The 13069-nt window shown below is 68.8% G+C and carries 16 protein-coding genes and 2 pseudogenes; 9 read left to right on the top strand and 9 right to left on the bottom strand.

The window, feature by feature from the left end; all coding sequences use genetic code 11:
• Position 1: 1 nt before the first annotated feature.
• A complete protein-coding gene (locus tag ACWDR7_RS03160; RefSeq protein WP_449853481.1) occupies positions 2-1033 on the bottom strand; it encodes a DUF2510 domain-containing protein in 1032 nt (343 codons plus the stop codon).
• Between the two features lie 120 nt (positions 1034-1153).
• Positions 1154-1672, bottom strand: a complete 519-nt coding sequence (locus ACWDR7_RS03155; RefSeq protein ID WP_449853480.1) for an ATP-dependent zinc protease family protein — start codon at positions 1670-1672, stop codon at positions 1154-1156.
• Between the two features lie 38 nt (positions 1673-1710).
• Here ACWDR7_RS03155 and ACWDR7_RS03150 point away from each other — a divergent pair, with 38 nt between their 5' ends.
• On the top strand, positions 1711-2919 hold the full coding sequence (locus ACWDR7_RS03150; protein ID WP_449853479.1) for a RimK family alpha-L-glutamate ligase: 1209 nt from the start codon (positions 1711-1713) through the stop codon (positions 2917-2919).
• 173 nt (positions 2920-3092) lie between these two features.
• Here the strand turns inward: ACWDR7_RS03150 and ACWDR7_RS03145 are convergent, their stop codons facing one another.
• On the bottom strand, positions 3093-3581 hold the full coding sequence (locus ACWDR7_RS03145) for a hypothetical protein (protein ID WP_449853478.1): 489 nt from the start codon (positions 3579-3581) through the stop codon (positions 3093-3095).
• Between the two features lie 26 nt (positions 3582-3607).
• On the opposite strand from ACWDR7_RS03145, the pseudogene ACWDR7_RS03140 reads away from it, so the two are divergent.
• Positions 3608-3955, top strand: a pseudogene (locus ACWDR7_RS03140) (hypothetical protein); the annotation flags it as partial.
• Between the two features lie 36 nt (positions 3956-3991).
• Here the strand turns inward: ACWDR7_RS03140 and ACWDR7_RS03135 are convergent.
• Complete coding sequence (locus ACWDR7_RS03135; RefSeq protein WP_055988452.1) at positions 3992-5404, bottom strand: MBL fold metallo-hydrolase; 1413 nt, start codon at positions 5402-5404, stop codon at positions 3992-3994.
• Positions 5405-5588: 184 nt separating this feature from the next.
• Positions 5589-5951: a thioredoxin gene (gene trxA / locus ACWDR7_RS03130; RefSeq protein ID WP_055988450.1), complete on the bottom strand. Its 363-nt coding sequence runs from the start codon at positions 5949-5951 to the stop codon at positions 5589-5591.
• Positions 5952-6257: 306 nt separating this feature from the next.
• Between trxA and ACWDR7_RS03125 the strand changes: the two genes are divergently transcribed.
• Positions 6258-6554, top strand: coding sequence for a metal-sensitive transcriptional regulator (locus ACWDR7_RS03125; protein WP_055988447.1), 297 nt, complete (start codon positions 6258-6260; stop codon positions 6552-6554).
• Between the two features lie 207 nt (positions 6555-6761).
• On the opposite strand, the gene ACWDR7_RS03120 is transcribed toward ACWDR7_RS03125, so the two are convergent.
• On the bottom strand, positions 6762-7283 hold the full coding sequence (locus ACWDR7_RS03120; RefSeq protein WP_449853477.1) for a DUF305 domain-containing protein: 522 nt from the start codon (positions 7281-7283) through the stop codon (positions 6762-6764).
• Complete coding sequence (locus ACWDR7_RS03115) at positions 7280-7684, bottom strand: four-helix bundle copper-binding protein (RefSeq protein WP_067027657.1); 405 nt, start codon at positions 7682-7684, stop codon at positions 7280-7282. The genes ACWDR7_RS03120 and ACWDR7_RS03115 overlap by 4 nt, the downstream gene beginning before the upstream one ends.
• Positions 7685-7797: 113 nt before the next feature.
• On the opposite strand from ACWDR7_RS03115, the gene ACWDR7_RS03110 reads away from it, so the two are divergent.
• Positions 7798-8079, top strand: coding sequence for a metal-sensitive transcriptional regulator (locus ACWDR7_RS03110; RefSeq protein ID WP_067027616.1), 282 nt, complete (start codon positions 7798-7800; stop codon positions 8077-8079).
• A 25-nt stretch (positions 8080-8104) separates the two neighbouring features.
• Positions 8105-8428 carry a heavy-metal-associated domain-containing protein gene (locus ACWDR7_RS03105; RefSeq protein ID WP_067027614.1) on the top strand — a complete coding sequence of 108 codons (324 nt, stop codon included), beginning with the start codon at positions 8105-8107 and terminating at the stop codon, positions 8426-8428.
• On the opposite strand, the gene ACWDR7_RS03100 is transcribed toward ACWDR7_RS03105, so the two are convergent.
• Positions 8415-8762: a hypothetical protein gene (locus ACWDR7_RS03100; protein ID WP_067027611.1), complete on the bottom strand. Its 348-nt coding sequence runs from the start codon at positions 8760-8762 to the stop codon at positions 8415-8417. The two genes, ACWDR7_RS03105 and ACWDR7_RS03100, sit on opposite strands and share 14 nt — an antisense overlap.
• A gap of 30 nt (positions 8763-8792) precedes the next feature.
• Here ACWDR7_RS03100 and ACWDR7_RS03095 point away from each other — a divergent pair, with 30 nt between their 5' ends.
• From ACWDR7_RS03095 to ACWDR7_RS03080, 4 genes are all read left to right on the top strand, one after another.
• A complete protein-coding gene (locus ACWDR7_RS03095) occupies positions 8793-10736 on the top strand; it encodes a heavy metal translocating P-type ATPase (RefSeq protein WP_449853569.1) in 1944 nt (647 codons plus the stop codon).
• A 43-nt stretch (positions 10737-10779) separates the two neighbouring features.
• Complete coding sequence (locus ACWDR7_RS03090) at positions 10780-11241, top strand: DUF6153 family protein (RefSeq protein WP_449853476.1); 462 nt, start codon at positions 10780-10782, stop codon at positions 11239-11241.
• Between the two features lie 69 nt (positions 11242-11310).
• The gene (locus tag ACWDR7_RS03085; protein WP_449853475.1) at positions 11311-11919 is read left to right on the top strand and encodes a DUF305 domain-containing protein; all 609 of its coding nucleotides are present in this window, start codon (positions 11311-11313) and stop codon (positions 11917-11919) included.
• Positions 11920-12119: 200 nt separating this feature from the next.
• Positions 12120-12896: a F510_1955 family glycosylhydrolase gene (locus tag ACWDR7_RS03080; protein WP_449853474.1), complete on the top strand. Its 777-nt coding sequence runs from the start codon at positions 12120-12122 to the stop codon at positions 12894-12896.
• A 32-nt stretch (positions 12897-12928) separates the two neighbouring features.
• Here the strand turns inward: ACWDR7_RS03080 and ACWDR7_RS03075 are convergent.
• Positions 12929-13036: pseudogene (locus tag ACWDR7_RS03075) on the bottom strand (ATP-dependent DNA ligase); the annotation flags it as partial.
• Positions 13037-13069: the final 33 nt, after the last annotated feature.

The raw sequence follows: 13069 nt of genomic DNA, 5'->3' as shown, positions 1-13069 counted from the left end.
GTCACTCGCTGGTGGTGACCACCACGAGCATGTAGTCCAGGCCGGGGAAGCGCGACTCGAGCTCCTTCAGCTCCTCATCGCTCATCTGCTCCTTGGCCGCCTCGAACTCCATGCCGATCGCCATCGTCATGGCCGTCGTCTCGCTCGTGATGAGCGAGGCCATGTCGCCCTCGATCCACATGCCCATGCCGCCGGTGTCCTCGCCACCGAGCGCCGCGAGCGCGCCGAGGTCGGACCATCCGGCCGCCTCGAACGTGTCGGCGACGGACGCGGGGTCGACGGCGCCGTCCGAGCTCAGCGCGATGGTCATCTCGCCCGTCGCGGGCGAGCCCAGCGCGCCTTCGATCTCGCCCGACGCGGTGTACACGCAGGCGTCGCCGAACAGGGACTGGATCTCGTCCGGCGAGAGCGCGGAGGCGTCGGCGAGCTCGGCCGCCGAGACGCCCTCCGCGCCGCCGGATTCGGTGAGCCCGTCGAAGAGGGCCGCGTCGGGGGTGGGGCAGCCGCCCGCGCCGCCCAGCCCGCCGAACAGCACGACGCCGCCCCAGACGGCGGCGCCGGCGACGACCACGGCGCCCGCGACGATGCCCGCGATCGCGCCCTTGCCGAGGCCCTTCTTCCGCCCGGGGGCCGGCGCGGTGCCCGCGAACGTCGGGGCGGCGGTGTCGTACGCCGATGCCTGGCCGTACGGTGCTCCGGCTGCGGCGGGCGCCTGCCCGTACCCGGGCGCGGCCGCGGGCACGTCGCCGGACGGGGCCTGGCCGTACGCGGCGGGCCGGCCGGTGGCGGCGAACTGCTGGGGGGACGGGATGCCGGGAACGCCCGCCTCGGGCGCCTGTGCCGCGGGCTGCTGCCACGCCGCGGGCTGCTGTGCCGCGGGCTGCTGCGGCGCGGCCGGCTGCGGCGGTGCGGGCTGTGCCGGCGCGGCGGGCTGGTAGTGCTCGGTCCACTGCGCGCCGTCCCAGTAGCGCAGCTGACCGGTGCGCTCGCTCGGGTACCAGCCGGCAGGCGTCGAAGGCGTGTTCGTGCTCATGAGAGTCCCCCCTGTGGTGATGTCGCTGCCACGCTATCGAGCGCGGGCCGGCTCACACCGCCTCACGAGGAGAACCGATACCGATCCGATGCGGAGATCGGTTGCGGAACGGCTCCGCGTTCAGAGTGCGTCCTGCTGCGGTTCCGCGTCATCGGTGCTGCGGTTGGCGCGGCGCACGGCCTTGGGCGGCCTGCCGCCCAGGTAGGACTGATGCGCGTCGACGAGGAAGCCCTTGCGCAGCAGCTCGCGCCCGATGAGCATGCGGAAGCCCATGGCGTCGCGGCGGCTGAGGGTCACCTCGGCGCGGATCACCTCATCGAGCAGGCGCACGTCCATGAGCACGACGTAGCGCTTCTGCGAGTGGCCCGACGAGCTGCGCACCCTGCGGCGGTCGTGCACGGGAAGCTCCAGCGTGACGGCGTCGGCCGAGCTGCGCTGCCAGGGGTGCACCTCGAAGCGCACCCACGGCTGGCCGTCGCGCGTGAACTCCTTGAGCCCGAAGGCGTGCAGCGACGAGGTCTGCGCGCCCGTGTCGACCTTGGCCTTGAGCCACTCCACGCCCGTTCCGGGCAGACTCACCCATTCGCGCCAGCCGACGAGGCGCGAGGGTGGATGATGGGAGCGGGGCACGGCAACCATCAAACCGCACCGTCCGTCCGAATCCTGGGAATCACCACGTGAGAATCGCCATCCTCTCCCGCGCGCCGCGCAGCTACAGCACCCAGCGACTGCGCGCCGCCGCGCTCGATCGCGGCCACGAGGTGAAGGTGCTCAACACCCTGCGCTTCGCGATCGACCTGTCGGGAGACGACCCCGATCTGCAGTACCGCGGCAAGCGGCTGCGCGACTACGACGCGATCGTGCCGCGCATCGGCAACTCCATCACGTACTACGGCACGGCCGTCGTGCGGCAGTTCGAGCAGATGGACGTGTACACGCCCAACACCGCCGGCGGCATCTCGAACTCGCGCGACAAGCTGCGCGCCAACCAGATCCTCTCCCGCCACGGCATCGCGATGCCCGCCACCGCGTTCGTGCGCGACCGCGCCGACGTGATCCCGGCGATCGAGCGCGTCGGCGGCGCCCCCGTCGTCATCAAGCTCATCGAGGGCACGCAGGGGATCGGCGTCATCCTGGCCCCCGACAACAAGGTGGCCGAGGCGATCATCGAGACGCTGCAGTCCGCGCGCCAGAACGTGCTCATCCAGCGCTTCGTGACGGAGTCGAGGGGCCGCGACATCCGCGCGCTCGTCGTGGGCGACCGGGTCGTTGCGGCGATGCGGCGCTCCGCGAGCGGCGACGAGTTCCGCTCCAACGTGCACCGCGGCGGCTCGGTCGAGCGCGTCGAGCTGGATGAGGAGTACGAGCGCACGGCCGTGCGGGCGGCGCAGATCATGGGGCTCAAGGTGGCGGGCGTCGACATGCTCGAGGGGGCGGAGGGCCCCCTCGTCATGGAGGTGAACTCCTCGCCGGGCCTGCAGGGCATCGAGACGGCCACGCGGCTCGACGTGGCGGGCGCGATCATCGACTACATCGCGGGCCAGGTGGCGTTCCCGCACATCGACGTGCGCGAGCGGCTCGCCGTCTCGACCGGCTACGGCGTGGCCGAGATCGTCGTGCACGGCGATGCGGAGTTCGTCGGCAAGACGCTGCGCGAGTCGGGGCTGTGGCAGCGCGACATCTCGGTGCTCACGCTGCACCGCGGCTCGTCGGTCATCCCGAATCCGCCCGGCCGCCTCGTGCTCGAGGCCGGAGACCGGCTGCTGTGCTGGGGCAAGGTCGACGAGATGCGCGCGCTCATCCCCGAGCGGCCCAAGCGCCGCCCGCGCGTGAAGCGCCTGCCCAAGATCGACCCGGAGTGGATGAGCACGCCCCCGTCCCGCTGATCCGCCCCCTCTCAGCGAGACAGCATCTGTGCGCCGAGACAGCGGCGTCTGCACACTGTGAAGTCTCAGGACTTAGTGGACGGTTGAGTCTCAGGACATAGTGGGCGCTTTGTGCGGGGGTGGGGTGCGGTCGATTTGGGTGGCGTGAACCGCCCTGGGTTCTGTTCCGATCGCTATGTGAGCGCCGGGGCGGCTTCTCGTGATTGATAGTAGGCGGCTTCGACCTCGGCTGGGGTGGCGTAGTCGAGGCCTTCATCGAACGGCGTCGGGGCGCGCGACCCGAGGGCGAGTTCCGACAGGCGACGGAGGCGGAGTGGGGCGACTTCGAGCAGCACTTCCTGCTGCGCAAGGTCGCGCTCGGCGACTGTCACCGGCCGTACGCGACGCCGTGCGTGCACGAAAGCGCGTGCGCGAAATGCCGCTTCCTGGACGTGGACCCGCGACAGAGCCCGCGCCTTGAAGAGATGGCGGTCAACGCCGAGGGACGTCTCGAGGAAGCCAGACGGCACGTCTGGCTCGGCGAGGTAGCCGCCCTCGAGGAGAGCTTGGTGCACATCCGTCGACGCCGAGACGAGGCTCTTGCCAAGCAGCGCGCCAGCGAAGCGGTTCCGGGCAGCTGAGTATCGCGACGAAAGCTGCAGATGCGGCCAGGATGTTTCCATGGACCTGCCACCTGGAGGCCGGCACGGACGACCATCCGTGGGTGCAGCCCGGCGCTGCTGGAACTGCGACGGAAGACCGGATGCCGGGCACTCAAAGCCGGTGGAGCCAGGGCAAAGACCTCTCCTTCGTCCCGCTTCGCCCCGAACTGGTCGTCGAAGTGGCGTACGACCACATGCAGGGAGACCGGTTCCGACACACGGCCAGGTTCCGGCGGTGGCGTCCGGACCGAGACCCGACGACATGCACGTACGAGCAGCTCGAGAAGCCGGTCGATTTTCGCCTCACGGAGGTGCTTAACACCACCTGGCTATGTCAACCGGATACGAGACCGTTGTGTCGGTCTGATTCGAGACCACCTCGGGCGCGGCGTTGACCATCATCCGAGTTCATCGAGGTCCCACCGCGGGAGTCAGGCGGCCGGTCGGGTTGCGTCGGGTAGCGCCGACCATGCGGCGTAGCTGCCCTCTAGTTCGGCGATGTCGTAGCCGGCCCGCCGCAGGGCACTCGCGGTGACGCTGTTGCGGACACCGCTCTGGCAGTAAGTCACGATGGTGCCGGTCTCAGGCAGTCCGTCGGTGTGCCACATGACGCGACCGCCGGACATCTGGTCGGCGCCGGGGATGTGGCCGGCGGCGAACTCCGTCCGGTTGCGCACATCCAGCAGAAGCGCGCGATCGATCTGACCGAGCCGATCCGGCGCGACAGTCTTGGGACGCACCAATGAAAGACCCTCGATGGTCGTGATGAAGCCTTGTACGTTGTCGATGCCGACCCGGATGAGGTGGTCGCGGATCCGCTCTGCGGCGGCCCGGGAGTCGGCCAGCAACACGAGGGGCCGGAACTCGGTTTCGGGGTCGTAGACCCACGATCCGTAGGTGGCCGCTTTGGCTTCGCCCGGCACGTTCAGCGAACGCGCGACCGTTCCTTCGTGCACCTGACTGTGATGACGGGTGTCGACGAAGATCACCCGATCCTCTGCCAGGGCGACGAGCAGCTCGGCTGTCGTGTACTCGCTCAGCGTCGGCAACTCTCCGATCACGGCCGGTCCCACACGATTCTGTGTCTTCATCCGCGCGAAGTAGGCGTGGGCATCGGGCTGGTCGCTCAGCAGCGCCTCGACGAAGCCCTGCTCGTCGTCGTTGGCGAGGTACGAACCCCACCAGGAGAAGCGACGCTCGTACCCGACCGTGGAGGCGGCGATCGCTCCCAGCGCCTTTCCGCAGGCGGATCCGGATCCGTGCGCGGGAAGCACCTGCACGTAGTCGGGAAGTGTGAGGAAGTGATCGCGCAGGCTCGCGAACAGTGCGTGGGCGCCTGCGAAGCGGGTGTCTACGCCTCCGGCTGCCTCGTCGAGCAGGTCGGGCCGGCCGACGTCTCCGACGAAGACGAAGTCGCCCGTGAGCATGTAGCCGGGTTCGTTGGTCTGAGCGCCGTCGGTGATGAGGAAGGACAGGTGCTCGGGAGTGTGTCCGGGGGTGTGAACGGCTTCCAGCGTGACGTTCCCCAGCGTGATCTGGTGACCGTGCTTCATGCGCACGGCGGTGTCGAAGCCTGCCCCATACGTCCAGTCCGGGCCGCCCTCGTCGGATACGTACGCGGTCGCGCCGGTGTGCGCAGCGAGCTCGCGCGTGCCGGACAGGTAGTCGGCATGGATGTGCGTCTCGGTCACTGCGACGATGCGCATGCCGTGCTTGCCGGCGAGATCCAGATAAGCGCCGATATCGCGTCGTGGGTCCACCACGACGGCCTCGCCGCTGCGCTGGCAGCCGATCAGGTAGCTGGCCTGTGCGAGGTCTTCGTCGTAGATGCGCTCAAGCAGCATCGCGATCGCTCCTTTCCTCGTGATCCGTGATCAGTTGCATGAGCAGCGCTCGTTCTCGGGGACTCCTGCGAGGGCCTGCTCGATGTGCTGGCCGCAGCCGTCCCACGTGGGCTTGCCGCACGCAGGGCAGATGATTCGTGCGCACATGGTGTTCCTTTCGGGGCTCTTAGTCTGTGTGAGTTGGTTAGGCGGTGCGCTGCGCGAGCTGCCGGTGAACCTCGTCCATGTCGAGTTCACGCGCCTTCTGGATCAGCAGCTCGAGTTGCGGTGTCGGGAGCGCGCCGGGCTGGGAGTACACGAGCACTCCGTCGCGGAACACCATGAGCGTCGGGATCGAGGTGATGCGGTTAGCCGCCGAGAGTTCAGGCTCAGCCTCGGTGTCGACCTTTGCGAACACCACGTCGCGGTGGCGGTTCGAGGCGGACTCGAACACGGGCGCGAAGGCGCGGCACGGGCCGCACCAGGCAGCCCAGAAGTCCACGAGCACGATGCCGGTGGCGGTGACGGTGCTCTCGAACGTCTCAGCAGTCAGGTTCTTTGTAGGCATGCGCGTCCTCCGACCTCAGCGTCCGAACAGGCGTGACCAGAACCCGCCGCGGTTCGCCTGTGCCGCCTCCAGCTCCGCGGCGGTGTGCTGACCACCGCACCAGTCGGAGCTCGCGACGCTGCTCTTCACCGCCGCGACATGCTGGCCGCAGCCGGCCCATGTCGTCTTGCCGCACGTGCGGCACATCACTGCTCGGCACATCTGCGCATCCCTTCGCTATACCCGGGGGAGTATTCGCCGCCGGTAGCCCGACTATACCCCCGGGGGTATGCTGGTTGTCAACTCGGGCTCACGAAAGGACCTCTCATGGCAAGCACACCCACACTCGCGGACGCGGCACCGGAGCACGACCAGGAGGCAAAGCGCAAGGTCGTCAACCGGCTCCGCCGAGCACACGGGCAGCTGGCAGCGGTCATCACCGCCGTCGAACAGGACGCCCACTGCCGCGACGTCGTGCAGCAGCTCGCCGCCGTCTCGAAGGCGCTCGACAGGGCCGGCTTCCTCGTCATCTCAAGCGCCCTCCGCGAGTGCCTCGCCGACCCAGACGCAGAAGATGCCACACGCCCCGAAGAACTCGAGAAACTCTTCCTCTCCCTCGCATAGCCCTAGCGGAAGGAAGGCGTGCTAACGCGCCTCGCGCGTCGCCCTGGTCAGTGGCTGGTTCGCCCCCTGGTGGAGACCAAGTGCGGTCGGATCATCCGGTCTGCGACGATTCCCGTGATGACGGCGAAGACAACCTTGTGAAGCACGTCGACCACCAGCTCGCGTCGGGGCCAGGTGTGCGGTGGGGCGCCGACGCCGGTCGCGTTCTCAATCGTTGAGCCGCTCGAGGATGTCCTTCATCTGGTCGATCTCCTCCTGCTGGGACTGAACGATCTGCTCACACAGCGTGACGATCTCGGAGTCGGTGATGTTGGACTGCTCGCAGACGAGGATCGCGCGGGAGTGATGCGGGATCATCGACCGCAGGAACTGGTCATCCCCGACGAATGCTTCTGCTCGGCCCATGAGGAACGCCACCACGAACAGCGCGGCGAAGCCGACGAGCAGTCCGATGTTGAGTGGCTTGTTGGGGAACATCTTCCACATCACGGCGATCATGATGATCCCCATCGGGAACACCATCATCAGCGCCATGTAGAGGTTGCTGATGTTGGGCAGGAAGTCGGCGAAGACGTTGATCATCGCGAAGGTGAGCAGGTACATCACGATGAAGCTGAGTGCGAGGGAGATGGCGAGCTTGCCGTAGCTCGCCATCCCCCCGTGCTGCATCCCGCCCTGCTTCGAGTGCGGCACGCCCTCGTGCTCGGAGTGGTGCCCGGCCTGGCTCACAGTGCCCCCAACAGCTCCGCGCACGCCTGCTCGCAGCGGCGGCAGGCCTCGGCGCACACCCGGCAGTGCTCGTGCATCTGGGCGTGCGTCTCGCACTCGGCCGCGCACGACGCACAGGCCGCGCGGCATGCCTCGAGCTGGGCGCGCAGGACGTCGGTGTTCGAGCCGGTCTGGCGCGACAGGACCGCGGCGGTCGTCGCGCAGACGTCGGCGCAGTCGAGGTTCTTGCGGATGCACGCGGTCAGGTCAGCCACCATCTCTTCGCTCAGGCAGGCATCTGCGCACGCGGTGCACGCCTGGGCGCACTCCACGCACGCCTCGATACAGCGCACCAAGGCCGCGGTGTCGGCGCCGGCGCCCGCCCGGGGGTGAGTGGTCAGCATCTGCTCTGCAACAGTCATATCGTCCTCCTTCTCCTCGATCGGGGCGCTTCCCCGACCCTCGGCACGGTAGGGCCTCGGCACAGATTCCCCCACCGGGTTGCATACCCCGTGGGGGTATGTATCATTGGCGCGTGCACGGGTACGCGGACAACAAGGAAGCGCTGCTGAAGAGGCTGCGCCGCGCGGAGGGACAGGTCGCGGGGATCGCGCGGATGGTCGAGAACGACGACTACTGCATCGACATCCTCACGCAGGTCTCCGCAGCGACGAAGGCCCTCGAAGCGGTGGCACTGTCGCTGCTCGGCGACCACCTCAGCCACTGCGTGGCCGAGGCGACCGCGCAGGGCGGGCCGGTCGCGGAGGAGAAGATCCGCGAAGCCAACGCCGCCATCGCGCGCCTGGTGCGCTCGTGAACCACGTCACCGGAAGGACATCATCATGACGATCGAACGAGTCGAGCTGGGTCTCAAGGACGCCGGCGTCGGATGCGCCTGCTGCGCCGCCCCGAGCGCCTCGACGACGCAACAGCTGCCCGTGGAAGCGGGACTGTCGGCCACGCTGCTGGTGGAGGGGATGACGTGCGCGCACTGCATTGCCAGCGTCACCGAAGAGCTGTCCGCGGTTCCCGGCGTGGACGACGTGTCGGTCGCGCTCACCGCGGGCGGCACCTCGACCGTCACGGTCCGAAGCTCCGCTCCCGTCGACGCCGATGCGCTGCGCGTCGCCGTCGCTGAGGCCGGCTACACCGTCAGCGACGCCTGACACGGCCGAGCATCCACCCACTCCTGCCCTCCCGCCCGTCCAGCGGCGGCAACTCGCAGAGGAGGCTCCGATGAGCCAGCACGATCACACCATGCACGGGCACGCCGGCCACAACCGCGCCGGACACGACAGCACCACGGAGCACACGGATCCCGAGGCAACCGCCGAGGGTATGCGCGAAGCCGTCGCGACCGAACCGGCAGCGCACGGCAGCCAGGACCACAGCGGTCACGATCAAGCGGAGCACAATCACGGCGCGCATCCCGGTCAAGCCGCGCACGCTGGTCATGGCGGGCACGTCGGCCATGGCGGGCATGCCGGTCACGGTGATCACGTGGGGCAGTTCCGCCGCCTGTTCTGGATCATGCTCGCCCTCGCCGTGCCGGTGGTGGCGTTCTCGAGCATGTTCGCCATGCTGCTGGGATACGCGCTGCCCGACGCCGCATGGGTGAGCTGGATCTCACCCGTGCTCGGCACGGTGATGTACGTGTGGGGCGGTGCGCCCTTCCTCACCGGCGCGGTCAGCGAGCTGCGCACCCGCAAGCCCGGGATGATGCTGCTGATCGGTCTGGCCATCACGGTCGCGTTCCTGGCTTCGTGGGGCGCGAGCCTGGGCGTCCTGCACCATGAGCTCGACTTCTGGTGGGAGCTCGCGCTGCTGATCGTCATCATGCTGCTCGGTCACTGGATCGAGATGCGCTCCCTTGCCCAGACGACGTCCGCGCTGGACTCCCTCGCCGCGCTGCTGCCGGACGAGGCCGAGCGCATCGAGGGCGACACCACCGTCACCGTCGCCCCCGCCGACCTGCGTGTCGGGGACGTCGTGGTGGTCCGCCCGGGCGGCCGCGTGCCCGCAGACGGGCGGGTCGTGCAGGGCTCCGCGAGCATGGACGAGGCCATGATCACCGGCGAATCCCGCCCGGTCCGCCGCTCCGAGGGCGACCAGGTCGTCGCCGGCACTGTCGCGACCGATTCGGGCCTGCGCGTGGAGATCACCGCGATCGGAGAGAACACCACCCTCGCCGGCATCCAGCGGCTGGTTGCCGAAGCGCAGAGCTCCTCGTCCCGCGCGCAGCGAATCGCTGACCGCGCCGCGGCGCTGCTGTTCTGGTTCGCCCTGATCGCAGGCGTCATCACCGCGCTGGTATGGACGCTGCTGGGCCTCCCAGATCAGGCCGTGGTCCGCACCATCACCGTCCTCGTGATCGCCTGTCCCCACGCTCTGGGCCTGGCGATCCCGCTGGTGGTGTCCATCGCCACCGAGCGGGCCGCGCGCGGCGGAGTGCTCATCAAGGACCGGTTGGCGCTGGAGAGTATGCGCACCATCGACACGGTCCTGTTCGACAAGACCGGCACCCTCACCAAGGGCGCCCCGGCGGTCACCGCGGTGCACCCCGCCGACGGGATCGACGCAGACCGGCTGCTCGCCCTCGCGGCCGCGGCCGAGACAGACTCCGAGCACCCCCTGGCACGCGCGATCGTGAACGGCGCGAGCGAGAAGCGACTGGCGGTGCCGGGATCCTCCGGGTTCGAGTCCTCACCGGCGGTCGGCGTGCGCGCCACCGTCGACGGGCACCTGGTACAGGTCGGCGGCCCCTACCTGCTCGAGCAGGAGGGATCCGCCGAGCTGCCCGTCGCGGACGAGTGGCGCCGCGAGGGGGCGATCATCCTGCACATCCTGATCGACGGTCAGGTCGCCGGGGCGCTTCGCTTGGCCGATGAGATCCGCAGCGAGTCCCGGGAGGCGATCGAGGCGCTCCACGTCCGCGGCGTCCAGGTCGTGATGATCACCGGCGATGCGGAAGCGGTCGCCGCCTCCGTGGCCGAGGAGCTTGGCATCGACCGGTTCTTCGCCGGCGTGCGTCCCGAGGACAAGGCCTCCAAGGTCAAGCAGCTGCAGGAGGAGGGCCGCAAGGTCGTGATGGTCGGCGACGGCGTCAACGACGCTCCCGCCCTCGCCCAGGCCGACGTGGGTATAGCGATCGGTGCGGGCACCGACGTCGCGATCGCCTCCGCCGGTGTCATCCTCGCCAGCGACGACCCGCGATCGGTGCTGTCGGTGATGGAGCTGTCTCGGGCCAGCTACCGGAAGATGAAGCAGAACCTGTGGTGGGCTGCCGGTTACAACGTGATCGCCGTCCCGCTCGCCGCCGGCGTGCTCGCCCCGTTCGGGTTCGTGCTGCCGATGTCGGTCGGGGCGATCCTGATGTCGCTGTCGACGATCGTCGTCGCGCTGAATGCGCAGCTGCTGCGCCGGCTCGACATGCGCCCCGAGGTCACCGCGGCAGCCGTCTTGCGCGGTGCCTGACAGGCGGGTTTCGTAGAGTGTGAGCGGGAAGGAAGGTGCGCTGATGAGCGTGATGACGCTGCGCCGGGCGATGCGCCCGAACGCCACACTGGCGCGCACCTTCCTGCTCACCGCCGCGGCCGTCATCGGCGTGCTGATTGGCCTCGTCGGCATGCACGTGCTCAGCAGCGGCAGCACCCACCACGCTCCCGTGGTGATCAGCGAGAGCACGCACCATGGCGGTGAGCCCGCGATGGTTGACGTCACGAGCCCGGACGCGGCCACAGCCGGTGATCATTCCGCGGCGGATCCCTGCGCTGAGGGCGACTGCGGGGGCGGCATGGACGCGATGGCGTTCATGGCGTGCGTGCTCGCCCTGCTCGCCGTCAGCATCGTCCTCGCCATTCGCCCCGGCCGGGTCGTCACCATTGCGCGCGCTCAGGCGCCGCCACGTGCCACGGCGACGCTCACGGAGGCGCCGCCGGTTCCTCCCGATCTGAACGTCCTCTCCATCAGTCGCACCTGAGGGTCATCTGCTGTCGCAGATCCCGTGCTTCGGCACGCCCCTCAACAACGACTTAGGAGACAGACCCTCATGAAGATCCGCACGATTGCATTCCACGCCGGCATCCTCGCGACCGCGCTCGTCCTGACCGGTTGCAGCGACACCGGTGGCTCCGATATGGAAGGCATGGACCACGGCAACGGCACCAGCAGCTCGCCCAGCGCCTCCGCTGAGGCCAGTGGCGCGGTGTTCAACGACGCGGACGTGACGTTCGCGATGGAGATGGTCATGCACCACCAGCAGGCCATAGAGATGTCCGACACTCTGCTGGCCAAGGACGGGGTTCACCCGGACGTCGTCGCGCTTGCCGAGCGCATCAAGGCCGCTCAGGGCCCGGAGATCGAGACCATGAACCAGTGGCTCGAAGACTGGGGCCAGGACACCGACATGGGCGGCATGGACCACGGCGGCGGCATGATGTCCGAAGAGGACATGGCCGCCCTCGAGGAAGCCGACGGCGAAACCGCATCGAGCCTGTTCCTGGAGCAGATGATCATGCACCACCAGGGTGCGATCGACATGGCCCAGGCCCAGATCGACAACGGCCAGAACCCCGACGCCGTCGCCCTCGCGCAGAAGATCGTCGAGGACCAGACCGCCGAGATCACCGAGATGCAGGAGCTGCTCGCCCAGCTGTGAGCACCCGCCGCGCCGGTGGCCACCCCGTCCGGGTGGTCACCGGCTCTGTCCTGCCCGAACCATCCCGGAGATCTCCCATGCCTTTCATCCCCGCCATTCCCTGACGGCGCCTGGCCGCCTTCGCCGCCCTTGCCCTGACTGCGCCCCTCTTCACCGGCTGCGCTCTGATCCGAGCCGAGGACCCCGACCACGACACCAAGGTGGCCCTCGAGCACGTCCACGGGCTCGCCTCCGACCCCGAGACGGGCGGTCTGCTCATCGCCAGCCACGGCGGCATCTACCAACTCGACGCCCTCACCCGCTCGGCGGAGCTCAGCGGACCGGTCGCCGGCAACGACTTCGACGCCATGGGGTTCACCGCCGTCGACGGTCAGCTCTATGCCTCCGGACACCCCGGGCCGAACAGCCCCGACCACTTCGCCGGCCCGAATCTCGGCCTCATCCGCTCCGACGACAACGCCCGCACCTGGACGAACGTTGCATTCACCGGTGAGACCGACTTCCACGACCTCGCCATCAGCGAATCCGATCCGAATCGCATCTACGCGAACAACTTCGGCATCGTCTACCGCTCCGACGACGGCGGGCGCACCTGGAACGACGGAGTCGGCGTCGACGCACGCGACATGCTCGCCGACCCCGACGATTCCGACACCGTCTACGCGACCACTCCCGAAGGGCTCTATGTCAGCCGTGACGCGGGTGCGACGTTCGAGCTCGACGAGACTGCGCCGCGGATGGTTCTGATCGCGACGAACAGCCTGGGGCTACTGGTCGGCACCAGCTTCGAGAACACACTCGTCTACCAGCTCCCCAGCGGCGAGTGGGCCACCGGAGGCGAGTACGAAGGTGCCGCCCAGGCCCTCACCGTCACGCCGGGCGACGAGATCGCCCTCGTCGACCAACGTGGCGTGGTCACGACACGTGACTTCGGTACCACCTGGGAAGAGATCTTCCGCCCGGAGCCGCACACTTGACGTCCAACCGGGCCTTCCCGGGTTCAGTGAAGGAAGCCGTCCCATTTGGGCTCGTACTGCAGTCCGCCGGCGTGCTTCGCCGGGTCCGGGATGCCCTGGACCGCCTTCGCGAGCATCGGCGCGGGGATGTCGTGGGGCATGCGCCCATCCTGCCGCCGGCGATGCCCCGTGAC

Source organism: Microbacterium sp. NPDC003461, from assembly GCF_053588335.1.
The sequence above is the reverse complement of the archived record's forward strand: the minus strand, read 5'-3'. Positions and strand labels throughout refer to the sequence as shown.

Coding starts and splice junctions, on each gene's coding strand:
- ACWDR7_RS03160 (WP_449853481.1), bottom strand. CDS start 1,033: ATGAGCACGAACACGCCTTCGACGCCTGCCGGCTGGTACCCGAGCGAG.
- ACWDR7_RS03155 (WP_449853480.1), bottom strand. CDS start 1,672: ATGGTTGCCGTGCCCCGCTCCCATCATCCACCCTCGCGCCTCGTCGGC.
- ACWDR7_RS03145 (WP_449853478.1), bottom strand. CDS start 3,581: ATGGAAACATCCTGGCCGCATCTGCAGCTTTCGTCGCGATACTCAGCT.
- ACWDR7_RS03135 (WP_055988452.1), bottom strand. CDS start 5,404: ATGCTGCTTGAGCGCATCTACGACGAAGACCTCGCACAGGCCAGCTAC.
- trxA (WP_055988450.1), bottom strand. CDS start 5,951: ATGCCTACAAAGAACCTGACTGCTGAGACGTTCGAGAGCACCGTCACC.
- ACWDR7_RS03125 (WP_055988447.1), top strand. CDS start 6,258: ATGGCAAGCACACCCACACTCGCGGACGCGGCACCGGAGCACGACCAG.
- ACWDR7_RS03115 (WP_067027657.1), bottom strand. CDS start 7,684: ATGACTGTTGCAGAGCAGATGCTGACCACTCACCCCCGGGCGGGCGCC.
- ACWDR7_RS03105 (WP_067027614.1), top strand. CDS start 8,105: ATGACGATCGAACGAGTCGAGCTGGGTCTCAAGGACGCCGGCGTCGGA.
- ACWDR7_RS03095 (WP_449853569.1), top strand. CDS start 8,793: ATGCTCGCCCTCGCCGTGCCGGTGGTGGCGTTCTCGAGCATGTTCGCC.
- ACWDR7_RS03090 (WP_449853476.1), top strand. CDS start 10,780: ATGAGCGTGATGACGCTGCGCCGGGCGATGCGCCCGAACGCCACACTG.
- ACWDR7_RS03085 (WP_449853475.1), top strand. CDS start 11,311: ATGAAGATCCGCACGATTGCATTCCACGCCGGCATCCTCGCGACCGCG.